Origin of the sequence: Flavobacterium sp. W20_MBD1_R3 (assembly GCF_052119725.1) — a bacterium.
GTDB lineage: Bacteria > Bacteroidota > Bacteroidia > Flavobacteriales > Flavobacteriaceae > Flavobacterium.
On the sequence record NZ_JBGQOR010000007.1, the window covers coordinates 75237 to 97804 of the forward strand.

A 22568-nucleotide genomic window follows, 5' to 3' on the forward strand; every position below is an offset into this window, starting at 1 on the left:
TTCTTTATTTCTAATTCTACATTCTTAACCTTGTGCTTAAACTTCCCAGTCTCCTTTTGCAATAAATTGCGTTTTTCCACCAATTTTAATATCAAAAAGACCCTCTTTCAATTTACCTTCAAAATAAATTTGGGATGATCTGTTTATAAAATCGCCCTGATGATTAATCATTTCAATCTCCGCCGAATGATATTTTAAAAAAAAAGCCTGCAAACATGCACTCGCACTTCCCGTAGCCGCATCTTCTATAAGCTGATTCTCTTCAATACAAAACATCCTGCTGCTCAGCTTTTTTTCTTCTAAACAATAAAAATAAAACGCCCTATGACTGGTTTTGCAATGTTCAATCAGCCAATTATTCATTTTATCCTTATCCAAGATCAACTTGCCTAGAGCCATTTTACTTTTAACAGGAACAATGACAAAAGCGCTTCCCGTGGTCACTTCCTGAATAGGAAAAGTATCATCAAAGTCACCACTGCTTAAGTTACTAAAAGATTCAAAATTCTTCTTTGAGAAAATATTTAGAAACTCGGGTTGAGCAGCCTGCAGCCAAACCAAATCTCCCGATTGATGTACTAGAATTTCACCAATAGGAACCGATAGCGTGATCTTTTCTGGTTTATTATCAAATATTTTATGGATCAAAACCCATGATGTCCCTATAATTGGATGTCCTGCAAACTGCATTTCATGGTCAGCTGTAAAAATCCTAATAGTGGCAACTTTATTCTTTGTGTCAAGCTTTGTGATAAAGGTACTTTCAGCAAAGTTAATTTCTCTCGCAATTTGCTGCATTTGTTCCCCACTCAAGGAGTCAGCACCTAAGAAAACCGCGAGTTGATTGCCCGCATACTTTTTCTCTGCAAATACATCAACGATATAAAAAGATAGGTTCATTCTTTGTTTTTTTGATTTTCAATGATCTAAAAAATTAAGTATTGATTTAGGTCGTTTTTCCAACTTCTAATCAAAGCGCTCTTTATTTTGTTATTGATGAATTTGTTTTAGACTCTTCCGCTTTAATTTTGTCTAGTTCTGTTTGTGCATCTAGGACAACATCTTGAAAATCAGTAAAATTTTGGATTACATTTTCTAAAATATACGTTGCCTGATAACTGTCATTTAATCCATAAAAGTTTTTTGCCATTACCACTAAGCCTTTGGCTCCAAAATACTTATAACTCGCATAGTTTTTGGCTAATTTTTGAACTGCAATATTAGAAGCTTCAAACTTATTGTCTTTATTTTTGAAATAAGCATCATAATACAATGCTTCAGCCGCTAATTCTCCCTTAGCAATTATCATCACTTTAGAATAAGCGGAACGAGCTTTTACTTCATCATCGGTTTGCATGGCTGCTCGTGCAATAATAATTTGTGCATCACTTTTGACGTTATCATCCGTTTTTGGATTCATTAAGACCTTCTCGGCGTAAACCACTGAATTTTGATAATCTTTGTTTTCATAAAAACATTTCATCAAGTTAGATTGTGCATATGTTTTATTATTAGAAACATCGGCTTCATTTTCTAACCGCGACAATACTAAAATTGCTTTGTCATATTCTTTGTTTTTCAGAAAAATCTGTGATAATCTTGACAATGATGGTTCTGTAAATTCACTTCTGGATTGCGAGACAACGAATTCATAATTAGGAATTGATTTACTTTCAGCTCCCTCAGAAAAATACAATTGCGCCAAGTAATAATTAGCCTTCAAAGCATGAATTCCTCTAGAAAATTGACTTAAATAACCATTGAAACCTATAATTGCTTGCTTGGTATTGTTTTGTTGAAATTGCTTTTCGGCTGCTTCAAAAGTATCATTATCCAGTTCCGCATCAGTAACGGCAACAAAATCTAAAGTACGCACCCAAGTTGCATATTCATCTACACGACCTGTGTCTACATAAATCAATCTGGCTGCGGCAACCGCTTGTAATGACTCGGGAGTTCGAGGAAAATCAGCGGTAACTTTCTTAAATTTTACTAATGCCTGCTCATTTTTATCTGAATTAAAATAAATTAAACCCTGACGCAAGATAGATCTTGCAACAAAAGAACTCTTTTTGAATTCTGTGTTGAGTTGTTCGTACGCTTTAATTGCCTGATCATTCTTATTTTCAGCAACATACGTATTTCCAAGTTCGAATAAAGCATCATCTCGATAAACTGATTTTGGATACAATTGTAAAAAAGAATTCAACTCATCGATTTTTCTATCATTTTTAGCTAAAAACCCATAGGAAATTGCTTTTTGAAAATAGGCATAATCCGCATCAACACTTTTAGCGGCTATCACTTTAGAGTACGCATCCATTGCTGGACCGTATTTTGAAGTTACAAAACGACAATCTGCTAAACGCAAATACGAATCATTCAAGCGCACTTTATCTTCAGCTGCTCTTTCAATTTGATTTTCAAAATAATTTCCCGCCTGATCGTACTCTTTCAATTTGAAATAGGCATACGCAATATTGTAATTGTAATTTTTATATTCCGGTGTTTTTGACGCTTGTGCAAAGCCTGCAAATTGCTTAAAACTCAATAAAGCATTTTTAAAATCATTCAAAACATATTCTGTTTCCGCTTTCCAGAAAGCCGCTCTGGCAGTGAAATAAGGATCTTTTTGTTCGTTCATAGATTGGGTAAACATTTTCAATGCTTCCGGATATTTTCCGTCAGTGTACAATTCTAGCCCATTATAAAACGTAACTTTTTGATACGCTAATTTGTTTTCAGGTGATTTGTTTTTTTCTAATATTACTAAAGCCTCCTTGTAGTTTTTAGACGAAATATAGGAATCAATCAAAAGTTTTTCTATCTCAGAACGATTGGCATTATCTGGATATTTATTTAAAAAAGCTTGCAAAACTGCAGGTACACTTTGGTAGGAATTTCCAAGTTCATAGCTCAGTTTAGCATAGTTTAAACTCGCATCCTCTTGAATTGCAGCATCAAAACTCATTTCCGAAGCATTTTTAAAAGCATTCAAAGCTTGTTGTTTTTTATCTGTATTCAAATAGCTTTCACCCAGATGATAGTACGCATTTTGTGCTACAAAATCCTTCCCACCAATGATTTTATTAAACTGAGAAATGGCATTTTCATAATCTTTTTGTTTGTAATACGCATAACCCAATTGATAGAAATCCGTATTATTCCACTTTCCTTTTTTACCTTTATAGGCAACTAAATACGGAATTGCGGTATCGTATTTTTTTAAATTAAAATAGCTTTCGCCAATGATTTTATTTAATTCTGATTTTTCTAAAGGATTTGATTTGGCCATTGCTTTTTCCCCTAAATCAATTGCTTTTTGGAAATTTCCTAATTTAAAATTCATATCGGCTTGATAATACGACAGTTTTTCTTTGTATTTTTCTTCACCGGAAACGGCATCAAAATATTTTGTTGCCTGCTTGTAATCATCTCCTTCATAAGCCATAAATCCCAGATAATATTTGGCTTGCGAACCATATTCAGCTGAATTCACTACTTTATTAAAATAGACAGTGGCCTCTTTTTTATTTTTGGCATTAAAAAAACTATAGCCTTTTTGAAAATTAAATTGATCTTGTTCCTTACTGTTTAAATTCCGTTCATCAACTTTGTTAAACCATTGCAGCGCTTGAGTATAATTCTCCTGACTAAAGTGATACTGTGCCACTTCAATATAAGCTTGATTTTGTTTGACACTTGTAGGATAATCAAAAACAAAGCGTTCCATCATCTCATCAGCATTAGCTTGATTAGTCCGTATGGCGCAATTTGCGACGTAGTATGCACAATCTGATTTTAATTCATCGGTACCGGCAGATTCTTTTACTTTATTAAAAATAATTTGTGCCGATGCATATTGCTCTTCATTAAACAACGAAACCGCTTTATTGAAATCCTTTAAATCGTGGGTATAAATAGTTGATTTTTGTGCCGAAATACTAGCAGCACTAAAACAAAAGAGACTACAGAAGAGCCAAGAAATTTTACGCATTGTGATTTTATTTTAATAATTCAAATGTATTGCATTCTGCTCTCTATAACGAATTGCGATTGGTTTTTATTATCAACATTTTTTACAAACCACTAAGAATCGTACCTTCTTAAACTAAACAGACCAATTATTATACGTTTTGATAACTTAAACTGGGGGTCAAATAACACAACCATAACTGACAACTAGTTTTGGCTTAACATGTAAAAAATATCTTTACTTCAAATCAATTCAAACAAAAAAAGAAAAGAAATGAAAGTAAATTACTATTTTATTTTATTATGCACACTGTGGTTTTTCTCTGGTGAAGCACAAGAAAAAAGCAATTTAAAAGGAATTATCACCGATGAAATAGGTAAACCTCTTATTGGCGCCAGCATCAACATCAGCACATTATCTAAAAACACTATTACTGATGGGTCCGGGAGCTACAGTTTGCAAAATATAAATTTTGGCACCTACACCATTCAAATCGCATACCTTGGTTACGAAAGTCAAAAAATCTCAGTTAGCTTAACTCAAACTGAAACCATCAAAAATTTCACATTAAAAGAAAGTTCTTTTCAATTAGATGGCATTATTGTTACCGCTCAAAAAAGAGAACAATTAAATAAAGATGTTCCCATCGCTATTACCTCTTATGGAGGTAAGTTTATTGAAAATTTAGGAATTGCAGAATATGATGCCTTTTCAGATTATGTTCCTGGATTACAAATCCAAATTCAAAGTGTCAATAATCCAGGTATTGTTATTAGAGGAATTACCAGTGATAGTGGAGATTCACGGGTTGAACCTCGAGTTTCTATTTTTCAAGACGGTGTTTCTATCAGTAAATCGCGAGGTTCTGTAGTAGAATTATATGACATAGAACGTGTTGAGGTACTGAAAGGTCCACAGGGAACACTTTTTGGTAGAGGTGCGCAAATTGGTGCTATGCATATTATTCAAAATAAAGCTAAAAACGAAAAATCAGGTGAACTAAAATTGGGCGCAGGTAATTATAATCAGTTTTCAGTGAATGGGTTTGTAAATACTCCTATTATTAAAGACAAATTATTTGTAAGAGTAGCCGGAATCCTGAGCAAAAGAGATGGTTTTATTGAAAACAGGTCTGGAGGCAACTTGAATGGTAAAGAAACAGTAGCGTTCAGAACTTCTTTAAAATATTTAATCAGTGACAAAACTAGTTTAGATTTAATTGCCAACTGGCAACAAGACACTCCGCCCGGAACTGGTTTCAAAAGTGGGACATTTGCACCTCTTGGAGGAACAACCAATCCTAATACTTTTGCAGATTTAGAACGGGGAACCGAACTAGGAATTGATAGAAAAGTTTTTGGTATTACAGCAATATTGAAATCAGAGATTAACCCTAACTGGGACATGACAGCCACTACAGCTTATAGAGAATTTGATTCGGATGAAGCATTTGATGCCGATGGTACAGCAGCTCCGGCACTATATTTTAGAGAAATTGCCGAAGGAAAACAATTCAGCCAAGAAGTGCGATTTAATTTCAGTGACAAAAATAAATTGTCTGGTTTTATTGGTGCAAATCTATTTTATGAAAAAGGACAACAAGCAGTTCCTTTTGAAGTAAATGAACAAAGTTATTTTGCATTATTAGCAGCCAGAAACTCACTAATTGTTGATGGTGTTCCTACTTTATATCCGAATATTCCAAACGATCCTGCTTTTGGTCCTTTAGCTGGAGCTCCGCTTTTAGCTTTTAATAAAGAAAAATCAACCAATTTTGGCGAAAATTATTCCGGAGATATTTTTGCAGATGCATCGTATGACGTAACGGAGAAATTGAGTCTTACATTAGGGATAAGAGCTACTTTGGAAAACAGTAATGCAGGATTAGAAGTTCAAAATGCGGATCAGCCAGGCGTATTAGGTAATTTTTTAGGCGTTTATCCTAATAATTTATTTGCGGCCACAAATGGAAGAAAAACTGCCAGTGAAACCTTTACCTCTGCCGTTGGACGTTTTGCTGTAAATTATGATGTTACAGATCATATTACTCTTTTTGGAAATGTTGCCAGAGGCAGAAGACCAAATGTAATCAATGTCACAGCAAAAACAGTCGCCATTTTATCAGACGAAACGGTTTGGTCGTATGAATTTGGAGCTAAATCTCTTTTCCTTAGCAACCGATTACAATTTGACATTAACGCTTTTATATACGATTACAGTAATTTTCAAACTACAATTGCAAGGTTAGACGAGCAGGATGGTTTAGTAATTCTTCCTAACGATAGTGGTTCCGCTTCCTCTTTTGGTTTTGAAACCGCAGTACAATATCAGTTTACAAAAAACAGTTCTTTCTTTGCTAATTATGGATACATCGACGCAGCATTTGATGAAACTGACTCAAATGGAAACCAACAACAATTAGCAGGAAATACTTTCCGACTGACTCCTAAACATTCGTTCTCTGTTGGGTTTAATTACAATCCATCAGTCAATACTGCCGTAGATCTTTACCTTAGACCAAGCTATACTTACAAATCGAAAGTGTTTTTTGAAGAAACAAACTTACCTAATATTGCACAAGATGGTTATGGTATTTTGAATATTAGAACAGGTTTAAACATTAGAAAAAAATACGAAATAGGCATATTTATGACTAATGTATTTGATAAAAAGTATATTATTGATGCCGGAAATACGGGTGGTGGTTTTGGAATACCTACTTTTATAGCAGGTGCTCCTCAATTTTATGGGGTACAAATGTCGGTGAAATTTTAAACTCTAAAAAAATGAAAAAAGTAACAAACACGCTACTTGCAGCACTCTGTTTTTGTAGCTCTGTTTTCGGACAACAACAAATTAATACTGTCGAAATAGCAAAATTAGATTCCTATATCGCAGCCAAAGAAGCTAAAATAATGGGAATAAGACCCAATAACGAGGCCGAAATAATGTGGGCTGATGGCTTCCAAAACAAAAAAACTGCTATTGCTTTTGTCTATTTACATGGTTTTGGTGCTAGTCATCGTGAAGGAGAACCAGTTTTAAAAATGCTTTCCGCAAAATATAACGCCAATATTTTCCTGTCGCGTTTAGAGGAACATGGTATAGATCGCGAAAATAGTTTTGAATTTCTTACTCCTGAAAACTACATGGCCTCAGCAAAACAGGCCTTAGAAATTGGAAAAATACTTGGTGAAAAAGTGATTTTAGTAAGCACATCCACTGGAGGAACATTAAGCTTAAAATTGGCCTCAGAAGATCCTAGCATTTCAGGATTAATTCTTTATTCGCCTTTTGTGGACTTATATAATCCCGCTATGTCAGGTATTATTCTGCCTGGCGGTAAAGAAAAGTTCAAAGCAAGCATTGGCGGAGACATCCAAAAACAAAACCGTCCCGTTGAAGAAGCTAAGTATTGGTCTACCAATTACCACATAAATGGTTATGTTTCTTTGATCACCATGCTCAAGCAAAATATGATCAAAACTACTTTTGAGAATATTACATGTCCAGTTTTTTTAGGTTATTACTATAAAAATGAAAAGGAGCAAGACCAGGTAGTTTCCGTTTCTGCGATGCTTAAAATGTATGATTCGCTGGGAACACCCAACCTTGAAAAAACAAAAATAGCTTTTCCAGAAAGTGGCAACCATGTTATTGCTTGTGATTTACGTTCTAAAGATTGGCTGGGAGTGTACGAGGCAACAGTCACTTTTATGGATCAAACACTATTAAAATAAAAAAAATGAATAAAGTTTTAATCACGGCTGCATTAGTCTTTAGCCTTCTTGGTTGTAAAGCAAAGTATGAAAAAAAGATGGTCCAAATGAGTTCTGAAACAAATCAAAGTCACTTCAATTTTGATTTACAAGGACACCGTGGAGCAAGAGGGCTCTATCCAGAAAATTCTATGGTTGCTTTCGCAAAAGCAATCGAATTAGGTGTAAACACGCTAGAATTAGATGTTGTTGTCACTAAAGACGATCAATTACTGGTTTCGCATGATCCTTTTTTCAATCATATAATTTGTTTAGATAGTTTGGGAAAGACCATTAACAAGGAGAACGAACTGCAGCTCAACATCTATAATACCCTTTATTCTCAAGTAAAAGAATACGATTGCGGCAGTATCAACCATTCACAATTTCCGGAGCAGCAAAAAATTAAAGCGTCAAAACCATTACTTTTAGATGTGATCGAACAGTCTGAAATCTTGTCTGAACAAAAAATTAATTATAATATCGAAATAAAAAGTACTCCAGAAGGAGATACAATTTATCACCCAACTCCACAGGTTTTTGCAGATCTGTTTGTTAGCACCATCAAAGGACTTATTCCTTTAGACAGACTAACAATCCAGAGCTTCGATTTTAGAGTATTGCGCTATTTACACGACACCTATCCAGAATACCAACTAGCTGCTCTTGTGTACAAAGGCGATGTAAAAACAAACTTAGATGCTTTAGGTTTTGTTCCAAATAGTTACAGTCCAGAACACTCAATGCTGACACCAGAAATTGTATCCGAATTGCATGCCAAAGGAATGAAAGTTATTCCTTGGACCATCAATGAAACAAGTAGGATGAGTACTCTTTTGAGCTGGGGAGTTGACGGAATTATAACTGATTATCCAGATAGAGGGTTGCTAATTAAGAAATAAAAACTATCCTTTAAAGGTAATGCTTCCCAAAAATTTAAAAAACCGATGTTTCAAACATCGGTTTTTTCAGTAAAAGCAACTATGTCTAAAAAGTAAATAGCACTTACAGGAATTCGAACTTTCTAAATACTCAAAACAAACATCCCGCTTTTCTCGTTATTCTTAATTAATGAAATTCTCTTTAATAGAATAGAATTTATTTTGAATACAACCGTTATCTTGTTACTTTTACCCCATAAACAAACTTTATTATGTCACAATCTGTCCTGTCTTTAAAAAACGTAACCATATTCCAAGAACAAAAAACTATTTTAGCACATGTAAATTTAGAAGTAAACCACGGTGAATTTCTATATATAATAGGAAAAACAGGTTCAGGAAAAAGTAGTTTAATGAAGACGTTATATGGTGATTTACCTTTAAAAGAAGGAGAAGGAAGTATCGTAGACTTTGATTTAGCTACCTTAAAAGAGGCTGATATTCCGTTTTTGAGAAGAAAAATTGGAATCGTTTTTCAAGATTTCAAATTACTACCGGACAGAACCATAAAAGATAACATGTTATTTGTACTGAAAGCCACAGGCTGGACTGATAATGATGAAATGCAACGAAAAATTGATGAAGTGCTCGACAAAGTGGGCATGAAAGAGTTTAGTGCTAAAATGCCACACCAAATTTCAGGAGGAGAACAACAGCGTGTTGCTATCGCCAGAGCTTTGCTGAACGATCCGGAACTAATTCTTGCCGATGAACCTACTGGAAATCTGGATCCGCAAACTAGTGCTGAAGTGCTAGAAGTATTAAAAAGCATTAATGCCAACGGAAAAACGATCATTATGGCCACACACGATTATGCTTTGCTAATGAAATTTCCTTCAAAAACATTGAAATGTGAAGACGAAAGAATTTTTGAAGTAGTACAACAGAGAACTGTGTAATGCTCTCTATTCTTGTTCCAACATACAATTATAATGTATATCCTTTAGCAGTTGAGCTTCATAAACAGTGTTTAGAATGCAATATTGATTTTGAGATTTTATGTCAGGACGATGCTTCTCATTCTCCGCTAAATGTTTTTAACGAAAAAATAAATTTGCTTTCTCATGCCAGTTTTGTCGCATTAAAACAAAACATTGCCCATCGAGAAAATCGAAATTCACTTGCGGAAAAGGCAAAATTTGAATATTTACTTTTTGTAGACGGTGACTCTAATATTCTGAGTTTTGATTACATCAAAAATTACTTATCTAATTTATGTGATTTTGACGTGATTTACGGGGGACGAATACACCCTGACCGATGCCCCTCTGACAATCAAAAACTACGTTGGAAATACGGAAGATTAATCGAGGATAAAACTGCTGAAAAAAGAAAAATAAAACCCTATCATTCCTTACTTTTTAATAATACAATCATTAAAAAAAACTGTTTCAACAGCATAAAATTTGATAAAACTATAAAAAAATACGGTCATGATGACACCCAACTTTCGTTTCAACTAAGTAAATTAAAATCGAAAATAAATCACATCGAAAATCCCGTTGAACATGGAAGTATCGATACAAATTTAGAGTATTTTAATAAAACCAAAGAGTCGTTAGAAAACTTAATCACCCTTCATAGTGAAGCAAAAGTTGATGTTGAATTTGTACGAATGCTTAAACTGTATCATTTTTTACAAGTAACAAAATCAACCTTTATTATTTCAAAAACACATGCCGTTTTTAAAAAATTATTGTTCAAAAACCTAACCGGAAAAAATCCTAATATACTGGTTTATAATCTGTTTAGAGTTGGCTATTTATGTTCTATTGCCCTAAAAAGTAAAACCTAAAATTCCTTTTTGAGTTCAAGAAACAACTGATTCCAAGTTTGCATAATGGCATCTAGATCGTATTTTTTACTCGATAATTTTGCTTTATTTGCCATTTCACCTCGTAACACCTCGTTTGCTATTAAAGTTTCTATTGCTGCTACATAATCAGATTCGTGCCCATTTTCAATTAAAAATCCATCTTCTCTATCAGTGATTATTGCTCTTGGTCCGCAAGGACAATCATAAGCAATACAAGGTAATCCGGAGGCCATTGCCTCAATTAACACCATGCCAAAACCTTCATATCGAGACGTCATCACATAGAACGACGCTTCTAAATATTTTTCGTTGATGTTTTGAATCGGTTCCTGAAAAACAACATTATCTGTAATATTTAAATTCTCAGCCAAAGTTTTTAAATCGAAATTCTTATCTGATTTTCCATAAATTTCTAAGACCCAATCTGGATGTTTCAAAACAATTTTTTTCCAGATTTGCAACAAGCTATCAAAACCCTTTTCATAGGTATGTCGTCCTACCGCAATTGCTTTCTTGTTTTTAAGTTCACTAGATTTTTCGGTTACAAACCACAACGGATTCGGAATAACCATCGTGTTTTTTACATTCCATTCTGCAATACTTTCGTTGGTTACAACTACAAATTGATCGTATTTTTTTATACCCTTTTTTTTGAATTGAAAAATAATATTGGAATACATTGTAGCGAAACTGTTTTTCATACTTCCACTTTCATCAATAAACCTCGAACTGTGCATTTCTAGCACCAAAGGAATTTTATTATTTAGAATAAAAGGAATTAAATAAGCCTTCAAACCATTATCACAAACAATGATAATATCCGGTTTTATGGTCTTAACAGTACTGTTCAATTGCTTACGATAAGTTTTTAAAAAAGAAAGATTCTTTCCTTTTAAAATCATATCCTGAAAAATTATTTTTTCATTAAACGAGTAAAATAAAGGGAAATTACCGCCGTTTTGCGTCAGAATAACAACTTCATAGCCCAGATGCTCAACGAGATAATTAGCTTTGACGGCAATAACTCGCGCAACACCTCCTGCATTATTAATGTTGGGAACTACAAATAGCAACTTCATTATTTTGATTTCAAAAATTCATCAAAATCTCTGATATAATCCTCTTCTTTGAATACATCTGAGGCTAAAACCAAGCATACGGCTCCCGAAGAAAAATTTTGTAGCTCTCGCCAAATTCCTGTGGTAATGAGTAAACCTATATTTGGTTTATTTAACAAAAAACTTTTTTTATTGAAACCGTCCTGAACAACTACCTCAAAACTACCACTCAACGCAATTAAAATTTCTTGTTGCTGAATGTGGGAATGTCCTCCCCTAAAAGCAGTACTAGGCACATCAAAAAGATAATACACCCGCTTGAATTCAAAAGGAATTACATCATTTTGAATGTATGCTAAGTTTCCTCGAACATCGTCTACTACAGGAATTTTTAATAATTGTACGTCTTTAAGAGTTGTTTTCATTTTTTATTATTTCTAAAATCAATTTTTGCCATTGAAGTCCTATAATTTTAACATCAAATTTTTTGATGCTATTAATGCTGTTAGACTTACAATAATAATAAAATTCTTTATCAAAAGCCATTTTATTTAGTGCAGCAATTAGCAGTTTTAAATTTTGATTTTCGACTAAAATTCCGTTTTGTCCATCAATAATAATTTCATTAGGCCCCGAAAAACAGTCAAAAGCCACTACTGGTGTCTCGCAACATAAAGATTCAATAAGAACCATGGGCAATCCTTCAAATAGACTTGATTGAACCAAAAACTTAGCATGTCTAATTATTACATACGGATAATCAATTTGACCCGCTAAATGAATGTATTTTGAAGAAGATGTTTTTTGTATTAATTTTTCTAAATTTTCTAACTCTGGACCGTCTCCAACAATCACCAAATGAATATTGGAGGATAACAAATCAGATAATAGATAAGCTTCAATCAACTTGCAAAACTGTTTCGTGACTGATAATCTACCAACTGCAACAATATATTCAAAATCAAATTCATCTGATTTCTGAGAATTACTCATTGTTTTTATTTCATCGATATCTACAGGATTATAAATTGTTTCTAAATTAGAAAAATTCAGTTCCCTTTCAATCAATTGTTGCTGTCCTTTAGAAACGGTAATTATTTTATTAAAATCCCTAAATATATAGTTTGAGAGTACTTTGTATTTAAATAGATAACTCTCATATCTTCCACTGTGTACAGTTTGTATTTTTGGTAATTTATAAATAAATTTATAAATAAAAAACTCTTGAAAATAAACCACTCTAAATCTAAAATCTATCAGCAAATCAAAATTTTGCTGATTTACATATTTTTTAAATGTAATGAACCGATTTATTTTATTAAATAATCCATTCGATTTGCTTCTAAGCTTCCCTAAATTAAGCAACTTACCACCGTAATTGTAAGTTACTTGGTCAATCATTATTATAGTATGTACCTCAAAATTGTTTTTATGCAAATACTGCGATAACGTTGATAGTACTCGTTCAGCCCCGCCATTACTTAACATATATCCTATTAAGGCTATTTTATATTTTCGGGGAGTTTCGTTCATTTAAATCACTATTTTTGTTCAAATATAATAAACAAAAACTGATTTGAATTCCCATAATCCATTAGTGAGCGTCATTTGTCATTGCTATAATCATGAAAAATTTGTTGCTGATTCTTTGAACTCTATTTTGAATCAAAATTATACAACTATTGAAATAATTATTGTTGATGACTGCAGCACCGATAATTCAGTAGCGGTAATTATTGATTATGTAGCAAAACATCCTGAAATTATATTTATAAGAAATACTCAAAATTTAGGAATAACAAAATCGTTCAACAATACCCTAAAAATTGCCAAAGGGGAATTTATTATTGATCTAGCAACTGATGATATTTTACGTCCGAATTGTATTGCATTACAAGTAGTAACGTTTCAAAATAGTCCCTATAAAAATCTTGCTATCGTCTATGGAAATGCTGAATTAGTAGAGGAAAACGGCAAATTTAAATCCTATTTTTTTGAGGTTGATGCGTCAAAAAAAGTAATTGCTAAAAGACCAACTGGTGCTATTTATGCTACAATAATAACATCTGGCAAGACATTTTGTTCCGTTTCTGGTATGATAAAAAGAGATGTTTATGATACTTTGAACGGATATGATGAAAGACTAGAATATGAAGATTATGATTTTTGGATTAGAGCGTCAAGAAATTATGAAATTGATTTTATTGACGAAATTCTTATTCAAAAAAGAGTCGTCACAGATTCTTTGGAAACTTATTTTTTCAAAAAGAATAACGCTAGAGCAAAAAAAATTAATCATTCAACTCATTTGATTTTAAAGAAAGTAATCCAAATGAACAGAAATAAAACAGAAGATTTAGCTCTTCAAAAAAGATTACATTATGAAATTATACATTGTTGGAAAAATAAAAATTATAGTTTACTATTAAAAAATCTTAGCTTAAGAATGATATTGTCTTGGAGAAAAAATTTCAAAACATATTAAATGAAAAACGCTATTTTTTATAATAATCTCGAAACAAGCAGTTTGTGTGATCTCATTTTGGATCTATAAAACAGCCAACCATTGTTCTAAATTCTCATTTTCCCCTTCCCAATCTCTGGAAATATTTGTTTTAATTAATTTTGCCGGAATACCACCAATAAAGATATTAGAACCAAATGCGGTATAATCTGCAGTACATAAACTACTGGAACCTATCGTACAAAAATCAGGTGTTTTAGTCCCCTGAAGCACTGTCACTCTGCTTGCTGCATAATTGTAATTTCCTATACTAATTGGCGCTGTAATTTTGAACTTTTCACCTGTTATACTGTCCATCATCTGATGAAAATTAGTATCCATAATTTGAGATTCTGATCCAAAACGGGCGTAATCCCCCAATACGACATACTCCATACAAATCAATTTTGCATTGGAAGCCAGCGAAGCCATGTGCCCCAATTCGCAATGCCCGTTCTCTCCTAGGTAAATAAAATAATCCTTCCCCAATTGCACATGACCCTTGAAAACGAGAGTTCCTAGAATTGTAATTTCGGCAATTCCTTTATGAATAGTATTCAGTTCATAGGGTTGTCCAAAACCAATCATGCCGCTTTTGATGGCACCTTCTATTTTGATGGTACCAGTTATTGATGTAAATTTTACTTTTCCATAAAAAAAAACAGGAAGCTGTTTTGCAATAGAATACGGAAATTTTTTGAAATTAAAATATAGCGTTTTGATCCAGTTTACGGAATAATACAGTTGCAACCGGTGATAAAAAGACCTTAATTTTCTATAAATATTCTTAAGTACATCAATCATTCTTTTTCTTAATTATAGCATTGAACACTTCTTTTAATGCGGTCTTTTTATTTATTTCAAATAAAACAAAAACAATCGATATTACCACCATCATTGACATTAAACCATACTTTAAAATTGGATTTGGAACGTATCGAAACACAAAAGTAACAACACACATGAGGATACAAATTAAATAGGTGGTATAAAAATCGCTTTCAAAATAAAACCCATATCTTTTTTTAGTGATTATTTTTAAACCAAAAAAATGAATGAAATAATAAAGCAAAAAACTAATTCCAAGACCTTCTAAACCATAATAGTAATACCCTAATACATTCAAAATAAGCGAAATACTATTAAATACAACAGCAGTTCGCATAAATATTTTCGAATCTCCTTTAGCGATCAAAATATAGCCCATTGACCATGAAACGGCACGAAATATCATTGCTATGATTCCAAAACAAACCATCGGAATAATGGAGTTAAATTGTGGGGTGAACATAATTTTTACAATCAGCGGAATGCACGTTAAAAATAAAATTATAATGGGTGTAATAATCAATATCGAAACAAATGATTGCTGAACAACACTATTTCGTACTTTATCGTTATCAGCACTAATTGCGGCTAATCTTGGAAAATAATCAGTACTCATGACTGTGAAAATTATTCCTACATACGAATTCAACAAGGTAAAACCGGCATTATAAAAACCCACTTGTTCTAAACCTCCTAATTTTCCAACGAAAATTTGGATTAAATAAGTGGACAACAACGTCAACAAACCACTTAAAGTCAGTAAAACGCCCAACCGAATGATACTTTTGCCTTCAGTGTTTAGTTGTTCTCTAGAAATTATACTTTTTGGAAAGGGAATTTTTTTTGAATAATAGAAAGAAACTAACACTGCTGATAAGGAAGCTATTATAATTGTGGGAACAATTGCATCAATCCGGTAATAATAGTACAACGGAATTGAGAATAACAATCCTAATCCATTTCCGTAAAGATTTGTTTTGGCTAAAAGCCGCATTTTTCTTAAACCTTGAAAAACAACTAAATGTCCCATCATTACTTGTCTAAAAAGTAATGTGATCGAAATAAAAATAAAGGATAAGGTATGATTAAAATTCCCAAAAGTTAGTTGACTTAGCCATTTAGAGAAGATAATAACAAGAGCACATCCTAAAACACCAGTTAAAATTGCCAGTTTTTTTAGCACTGTAATTACAGCTGTTACAGTATTTAAATCGTCTTTTTTATAGCGACTGGAAAGGTGTTTTATACCACTGGTTTCAATTCCTAAACCCGTGACGCCACCAACAAGATTGACCGTTGAATTCAACAAAGAAAAAATCCCCATTCCTTCCGCGCCAATAAACACAGCAATACATTTAGTCCTAATTATGGCAATAATTATCGTAAAAAACTGAATTCCTCCAAAAAGCGAGGTGGTTTTTAAAATGCGATGATATGACGTTTTACTATCGGACACTTTTTAAAATGTATTTAAAATCGCGATAATATGATCCACTTCTTCCATTGTCAAAATAGGACTTATAGGCAAACTCAAAACCTCATCATGAATTTTCTCTGTAATTGGGAACGACAATGAATTCCATTTAGAAGTCTCAGAGGAAAATGCTTTTTGCAAATGTGGAGGAACTGGGTAATGAATCATCGTTTCAATCCCGTTTTGAAATAAATAAGCCTGTAATTTTTCTCTGTTTTGAGTTCGAATAACAAACAAATGAAAAACAGAATTGAGTTGTTTTGCTTGATTCAATAATAAGGTTGGGAGGATAATTTTATTATTTTTTATTTCAGATAAATAGCGTTTAGCAATTGTTCTTCGACGTTCGTTCTCCGAGTTTAAAAAAGGTAATTTCACATTCAGAAAAGCCGCTTGTAATTCGTCTAATCTAGAATTCATCCCAACATAATCATTGTAATATTTGGTTTCCGACCCATAATTTCGAAGCGATCGGATCACTCTAGCTAATTCAGCATCATTTGTAGTAACAGCACCGGCATCTCCTAATGCACCGAGATTTTTTCCTGGATAAAAACTATACGCTTGGGTTTTGGGTTTTAGGTCCTGAGTGTTATAACTTTCCTCTTCAAAGGAAGCGCCGTGAGCTTGAGCCGAATCTTCAACAACCAGTAAATTATTTGCTATAGCAATTTCATTTACCCTGTCCATTTCAGCTAGTTGTCCATAAAGATGCACGACCAAAATCGCTTTCGTTTTTGAAGTAATTTTTTCCGCAATTAAATTAGGATCCATATTATAGGTTTCCAACTTTGGCTCGACCAAAACAGGAATTAAATCTGCTTGTATGATAGCGAGAATACTGGCAATATAGGTATTTGCCGGAACAATAACTTCGTCGCCTTTGTGCAGTTTTCCTAATTCGATGTAGGCTTTAAAAATGAGCACTAGCGCATCAAAACCATTTCCTGTACCAATGCAATATTTTGTTCGGCAATAGTTGGCAAAACTAGTTTCAAAGGCACTGACTTCATTCCCTAAAATATACCACCCATTTGTTAAAAAATTTTTTAATTTTTCTTGAAAAGCGTTTTCATAGGGCTTGTTTATTTTTTTTAAATCTAAAAACGGTATCATACTAGATTCATTTTATAAAAGTCCTGGCTAAATACGGAACCGCCTAATTCTTCTTTTTGTTTCAAAAGTCCAGCATGAAATCCTTTCTCATTGGTGTCATTAACAATCCCCATATCAAAAAAAAGGGTGCCCAGTTTCTTGTATTTTTCGATCAAGCTAATGAATGCAAAATCCAATGCGCGCAACTCTTCACCTATTTTAGTGGTGGCTCCATATTGTGATTTTACGACTGTTTCTGTTTCAAATACTGTTATTCCGGCAACTATTGCACCATTATAATACACTGAAAACTGTTTGATATTTCGCGGAAACAAAGCCTTTAATTTGGTGATTTCTTGCAACGAATGAACCGGTTTAGCATTATACTTTTCCAGTAATCTTGGCTCTAAAACCAATTTCCAGAAAGAATCCAGCTCTGTTTCCTCGATAAGTTCTAAATCAAGTGCTTCGTTTTTCTTTAAATGTTTTAATTTGCTTTTAGAAATAGTCAAAGGCATTGCTAAATTGATGACTAGATTCATTTCTTTTTTGTAGAGAGAAGCTCCCCTGTTGAGTAAGAAAAACTCCATTTCAGCATTTCCTTTTGAAGGATAAATAAAGGGAATTTGTTTCAAAAAAAAGGTTTCGATACTGCAATCTTTAAAGAAAGACAAAAGACAATCTAAAAGATCTGCAACTTGTTCTCCCTTTATTTTATGGGGATAAACTAAGCCACCGTAAGTAAGACCTTGATGCGAAAAAACAGCATTCGACACTTTGTTTGCGGGCAAAACTGCAAGTAGTTTACCGGCATCAAAAATCAGAAGAGAAAAATCCTCAAAACGATCCTCATGGTATTCCATAAAATCACGATGAAACAAAAAGGTAGCATTTTTGGCTTGACCAATAAAGGAATTCCAAGTGGCATAATCACTTTTCTGATATCGTTTGACGGAATACTTTTTCACGTTTTAATTTTAGACTTTGTGAAAGTAATCATTTTTTATTTATGTTCTATGGTGGGCAAATACCATTTGAATTTTACGGCCATCAGACGAATCAGAATTATAATAATTGAGGTTGTTATATATAAAATATCTTTGGCCAAATTAAATTCCAGCAATATAAAAAACATAATTCCGCCTAGAATGCAAATTGTAGCGTAAATTTCACGTCTAAAAATCACAGGAATATCGTTACATAAAATATCTCGGATAACACCTCCAAAACAAGCGGTAATGGTTCCTAACGCGATGCATACAATTGGATGTAAGCCTATATTTATTCCCTTTTCAAGTCCAATTAATGTAAAAACCCCAAGCCCGATTGTGTCAAATAAAAATAAAGAAGTTCGCAAACGATCAAATTTTTTCCGAAATAAAACAGCAAAAACAACCGCAAAAATTATTGCATAAACATAAACTAAATCAAGCATCCAGCCTACCGGAGTTCGACCAATCATAACATCACGCAACGTACCTCCACCCACAGCGGTCACAAAAGCAACAATAAACACACCAAAGGCATCCATCCTCTTACTCATGGCAGTCAATGCGCCTGAAAGTGCAAAAGCGATCGTTCCAATAATATCTAAAATATGAAACATGAAGTAATTTGGATTAAAAATTAAGAAATAAGCAGGTACGAATTAATGCATCAGTCGCACAAAATTAAAGAAAATTACTGGTGTAAAATAGTTCCTTCAAACTTATCTAAAAAAACTGTCTTTCAATTCAGAAATAATCCATTTTAATTATTTAAAACTGCATTTTCTCGCTGTATCTTTGTTAAATATCTAATAATTAAATTTCAAAATATTTTGAAACAAATCACTTCCATTCAAAATCCGTTCATAAAATCCTTAGTTTTATTGCAAGAAAAAGCAAAAAATCGCAAACAGACGGGCACGTTTTTAATAGAAGGAAAACGGGAAATTTCAATCGCTGTCAAAGGCGGTTACGAAATAGAAACGCTGTTGTTTTTACCGGAAATTTGTTCCGAAGCGGACGCACGACAATTATTTAAAAATGCGGAGTTGGTAGCACTAACTAAAGAAGTCTATCAAAAACTGGCTTATCGAGATACCACTGAAGGTGTTTTGGCTGTAGCCAAAAGTAAATCGTTGCAATTATCCGATTTACAATTATCAGAAAATCCTTTGATTCTTGTGGCCGAAGCACCAGAAAAACCAGGAAACATAGGTGCCTTATTGCGTACTGCAGATGCCGCTAATCTGGATGCAGTGATTATCGCTAATCCAAAAAGCGATTTATACAACCCAAATATTATACGTTCGAGCGTAGGTTGCTTGTTTACAAACCAAATTGCAACTGGCACCACAGCAGAAATTATTTCTTTTTTAAAGGACAGGAAAATCAGTTTTTACTGTGCAACTTTGCAAAACTCTACCGCCTACCACACGCAAGACTATACGACTCCAACGGCATTAGTCGTAGGAACAGAAGCAACAGGGTTGACAGCAACATGGCGAGAAGAAGCAACCCAAAATATTATTATTCCCATGCAGGGTGAAATCGATTCGATGAATGTTTCTGTTGCAGCAGCCATCCTAATTTTTGAAGCTAAAAGACAGCGGGGTTTTTAGATAACTATTTTATTAGATGATCAATTTGGAAACATAATAACTAAATTGAATTTGATGTTTTAAAGTTTCATTGGCACAATAAAAAAAGTAGCGGGACTGCCTATAAAATGAATTCCTGAACTCAAGGATATCCGATTTTATTTAAAGGATATAATATCTAAAAACCAGTAAAACGACGTTTAAATAAAATTGCATATCTACAAACTTATGCCTATTTTTAGAAAATGAACCATGCCGTTATGACAGAAATAGATTTAGAAAAAGAAAATAAGGCTATTGCTCGGGAGTACAAAGAGTTACTTCGAATAAGCTACCAAACATTAAGCGATGAAGACAAAAAACTCATCCGAAAAGCCTTTGATGTTTCCGTAGAAGCCCATAAAGAACAACGCAGAAAATCTGGGGAAGCCTACATTTTTCATCCTATTGCTGTGGCAAAAATTGTTGCTTCAGAAATAGGTTTGGGGGCGACATCAATTGCAGCGGCATTATTACACGATGTGGTTGAAGACACACCCACAACTGTGCAGGATATTGAGCGCTTGTTTAATCCTAAAGTGGCTCAAATCGTAGAGGGACTAACAAAAATATCGCTTGTACAAAGAGATTTAAATGTTTCGATGCAAGCAGAAAATTTTCGTAAGATGATTTTAACGCTCAACGATGATGTACGCGTTATCCTGATAAAACTTGCTGATCGCTTGCACAATATGCAAACCATGGATTCGATGCAAGAATATAAACAAACCAAAATTGCATCTGAAACCTTATATATTTATGCTCCTCTGGCCCACCGATTGGGTCTGTACAACATTAAAACAAAACTAGAAGATTTAGGTTTAAAATATACGGAACCAGCGGTATATAATGAAATAGTCAGTAAAATAAAAGAAACTAAAGAGGAACAGGACGCATATATTGATGCAATTTCAAATGTATTAAAAGCTTCCTTAGATGCTGAAGAAATTGATTATATCATAAAAGGCCGTCCCAAATCAATTTACTCCATCCGGAGAAAGATGCAGGCACAAAACGTAAGTTTTGATGAAGTGTTTGATAAGTTTGCACTGCGAATTGTATACAAATCAACTCCACATGACGAAAAATTCATCGCTTGGAAAATATACTCCATTGTAACAGATCACTACAGACCAAGCCCGAGTAGATTACGCGATTGGATCTCGTCGCCAAAATCAACAGGCTACGAGGCCTTACACATTACCGTAATGGGACCTAAAGGACGCTGGGTAGAAGTTCAGGTCCGCAGCGAACGCATGGATGAAATTGCCGAAAAAGGATACGCTGCCCACTACAAATATAAAAATGGTGCTACTGAAGAAAGTGGCCTAGATGTTTGGCTCAATTTACTAAAGGAAGCCTTAGAAAATTCAGAAACAAATGCTGTAAATTTTGTAGAAGATTTCAAAATGAATTTATATTCAAAAGAAATTTTTGTATTTACTCCAAAAGGAGAAATTAAATCATTGCCAAAAGGAGCTACATCACTTGATTTTGCATTCAGCATTCACTCCGAAATAGGAATTAGAACCAGAGGAACGCGCGTCAATGGTAAATTAGTACCCCTAAATTTCGAATTAAAAAGTGGTGATCAAATTGAAGTGATTACTTCGCAACATCAAAAACCAACGGTCAACTGGCTTGATTACGTAACCACTTCAAGAGCTAAAACAAAGATTAAAAATGTTTTAAATGAAAACACAAAAAAAATAGGTGAAGAAGGAAAAGAGCTGCTTACCAGAAAATTAAAACATTTAAAAATAACGTTGAGCGAACAAGTTATTAATGAGTTAGTCAACTTTTTTAAATTAAAAACAAGTTTAGATTTATTTTACCGAGTGGGGATTGGTGCAATAGAAAACCAACAACTGAAAGATTACGCTTCGCAAAAGAGCAACACGTTCATTAATTTTTTGAAAAATAAAATAAAACGCTCTCCAAGCTCTACATCTGATGAGGAAATTCATAAACCAGTCATTAACAGCAGTTATGACATGCTTGTTTTTGGAAAAGACCACGACAAACTCGATTATAAATTATCGCCTTGTTGTAACCCAATTCCTGGTGATGAAGTATTTGGATTTGTTACTATAAATGAAGGCATTAAAGTGCATAAAAAAGATTGCCCAAACGCCATAGGAATGCAGTCCAACTACGCCTACCGTATCATGTCAGCTAAATGGATTGACTCTTCTCAAGAGGAATTTAAAGCAATGATAAACATTACTGGAATGGATATTTTAGGATTAACAAATCAGTTGACAAAGGTCATTTCGAATAATATGAACGTGAACATACAAAGTATTTCTCTAAGCACAGAGGCAGGTATATTTCATGGACAAATTGCAGTAATTGTTAGAAATAACACGATACTGAAAAAATTAATCAACAATATTAAAAAAATTGACGGAATTGATAAAGTAACGCGAGTGTATAAATCGTAGAAAAGTTAGCCTTTAATTTTCAGAAATGGATTTTCCGTCTGGAAATCAAACA

General features: G+C 33.5%; 18 protein-coding genes. 8 read left to right on the forward strand and 10 right to left on the reverse strand.

All coding sequences use genetic code 11. From position 1 onward, the window contains the following. Window positions 1-36: 36 nt before the first annotated feature. Window positions 37-900: a PhzF family phenazine biosynthesis protein gene (locus ACEN2F_RS10740; protein ID WP_441738919.1), complete on the reverse strand. Its 864-nt coding sequence runs from the start codon at window positions 898-900 to the stop codon at window positions 37-39. A gap of 82 nt (window positions 901-982) precedes the next feature. Next, on the reverse strand, window positions 983-3997 hold the full coding sequence (locus ACEN2F_RS10745) for a tetratricopeptide repeat protein (RefSeq protein WP_441738922.1): 3015 nt from the start codon (window positions 3995-3997) through the stop codon (window positions 983-985). Window positions 3998-4249: 252 nt separating this feature from the next. On the opposite strand from ACEN2F_RS10745, the gene ACEN2F_RS10750 reads away from it, so the two are divergent. The 5 genes from ACEN2F_RS10750 to ACEN2F_RS10770 all read left to right on the forward strand — a co-directional run bounded on the left by ACEN2F_RS10750 (window position 4250) and on the right by ACEN2F_RS10770 (window position 10470). Then, entirely contained in the window at window positions 4250-6751 is a 2502-nt protein-coding gene (locus tag ACEN2F_RS10750) for a TonB-dependent receptor (protein WP_441738925.1), read from the forward strand. Between the two features lie 11 nt (window positions 6752-6762). Further along, window positions 6763-7716 carry an alpha/beta hydrolase gene (locus ACEN2F_RS10755; protein ID WP_441738927.1) on the forward strand — a complete coding sequence of 318 codons (954 nt, stop codon included), beginning with the start codon at window positions 6763-6765 and terminating at the stop codon, window positions 7714-7716. Between the two features lie 5 nt (window positions 7717-7721). After that, window positions 7722-8636 (forward strand): glycerophosphodiester phosphodiesterase family protein, encoded by a 915-nt coding sequence (locus ACEN2F_RS10760; protein ID WP_441738930.1) that lies wholly within the window; start codon window positions 7722-7724, stop codon window positions 8634-8636. A gap of 251 nt (window positions 8637-8887) precedes the next feature. Next, window positions 8888-9574, forward strand: coding sequence for a cell division ATP-binding protein FtsE (locus tag ACEN2F_RS10765; RefSeq protein WP_441738933.1), 687 nt, complete (start codon window positions 8888-8890; stop codon window positions 9572-9574). Next, complete coding sequence (locus ACEN2F_RS10770; protein ID WP_441738935.1) at window positions 9574-10470, forward strand: glycosyltransferase; 897 nt, start codon at window positions 9574-9576, stop codon at window positions 10468-10470. Before ACEN2F_RS10765 ends, ACEN2F_RS10770 begins: the two co-directional genes overlap by 1 nt. Here ACEN2F_RS10770 and ACEN2F_RS10775 read toward each other — a convergent pair. Genes ACEN2F_RS10775 through ACEN2F_RS10785 form a run of 3 tightly spaced genes read right to left on the reverse strand, consistent with a single transcriptional unit; the run spans window position 10467 to window position 13082 of the window. Continuing rightward, entirely contained in the window at window positions 10467-11570 is a 1104-nt protein-coding gene (locus tag ACEN2F_RS10775; RefSeq protein ID WP_441738938.1) for a glycosyltransferase family 4 protein, read from the reverse strand. The genes ACEN2F_RS10770 and ACEN2F_RS10775 overlap by 4 nt on opposite strands. Continuing rightward, window positions 11570-11974 carry a sugar 3,4-ketoisomerase gene (locus ACEN2F_RS10780; RefSeq protein WP_441738940.1) on the reverse strand — a complete coding sequence of 135 codons (405 nt, stop codon included), beginning with the start codon at window positions 11972-11974 and terminating at the stop codon, window positions 11570-11572. The genes ACEN2F_RS10775 and ACEN2F_RS10780 overlap by 1 nt, the downstream gene beginning before the upstream one ends. Next, window positions 11958-13082 (reverse strand): glycosyltransferase, encoded by a 1125-nt coding sequence (locus ACEN2F_RS10785; protein WP_441738943.1) that lies wholly within the window; start codon window positions 13080-13082, stop codon window positions 11958-11960. The genes ACEN2F_RS10780 and ACEN2F_RS10785 overlap by 17 nt, the downstream gene beginning before the upstream one ends. A gap of 43 nt (window positions 13083-13125) precedes the next feature. On the opposite strand from ACEN2F_RS10785, the gene ACEN2F_RS10790 reads away from it, so the two are divergent. Beyond that, window positions 13126-14034, forward strand: a complete 909-nt coding sequence (locus tag ACEN2F_RS10790; protein ID WP_441738946.1) for a glycosyltransferase family 2 protein — start codon at window positions 13126-13128, stop codon at window positions 14032-14034. A 63-nt stretch (window positions 14035-14097) separates the two neighbouring features. Here ACEN2F_RS10790 and ACEN2F_RS10795 read toward each other — a convergent pair whose 3' ends face one another. From ACEN2F_RS10795 to ACEN2F_RS10815, 5 genes are read right to left on the reverse strand one after another with little or no spacing between them, the layout of a single operon-like run. Continuing rightward, window positions 14098-14856: an acyltransferase gene (locus tag ACEN2F_RS10795; protein ID WP_441738949.1), complete on the reverse strand. Its 759-nt coding sequence runs from the start codon at window positions 14854-14856 to the stop codon at window positions 14098-14100. Beyond that, window positions 14849-16336 (reverse strand): oligosaccharide flippase family protein, encoded by a 1488-nt coding sequence (locus ACEN2F_RS10800; protein ID WP_441738952.1) that lies wholly within the window; start codon window positions 16334-16336, stop codon window positions 14849-14851. The genes ACEN2F_RS10795 and ACEN2F_RS10800 overlap by 8 nt, the downstream gene beginning before the upstream one ends. Window positions 16337-16339: 3 nt before the next feature. After that, complete coding sequence (locus tag ACEN2F_RS10805) at window positions 16340-17470, reverse strand: DegT/DnrJ/EryC1/StrS family aminotransferase (RefSeq protein ID WP_441738954.1); 1131 nt, start codon at window positions 17468-17470, stop codon at window positions 16340-16342. Further along, complete coding sequence (locus ACEN2F_RS10810; RefSeq protein WP_441738956.1) at window positions 17467-18417, reverse strand: FemAB family protein; 951 nt, start codon at window positions 18415-18417, stop codon at window positions 17467-17469. The genes ACEN2F_RS10805 and ACEN2F_RS10810 overlap by 4 nt, the downstream gene beginning before the upstream one ends. 35 nt (window positions 18418-18452) lie before the next feature. After that, window positions 18453-19055: a trimeric intracellular cation channel family protein gene (locus ACEN2F_RS10815; RefSeq protein ID WP_441738958.1), complete on the reverse strand. Its 603-nt coding sequence runs from the start codon at window positions 19053-19055 to the stop codon at window positions 18453-18455. 213 nt (window positions 19056-19268) lie between these two features. On the opposite strand from ACEN2F_RS10815, the gene ACEN2F_RS10820 reads away from it, so the two are divergent. Both ACEN2F_RS10820 and ACEN2F_RS10825 read left to right on the forward strand, forming a co-directional pair. Continuing rightward, window positions 19269-20054, forward strand: coding sequence for a TrmH family RNA methyltransferase (locus ACEN2F_RS10820; protein WP_441738960.1), 786 nt, complete (start codon window positions 19269-19271; stop codon window positions 20052-20054). A 239-nt stretch (window positions 20055-20293) separates the two neighbouring features. Further along, window positions 20294-22516 (forward strand): RelA/SpoT family protein, encoded by a 2223-nt coding sequence (locus tag ACEN2F_RS10825; protein ID WP_441738963.1) that lies wholly within the window; start codon window positions 20294-20296, stop codon window positions 22514-22516. The last annotated feature ends 52 nt before the right edge of the window (window positions 22517-22568 follow it).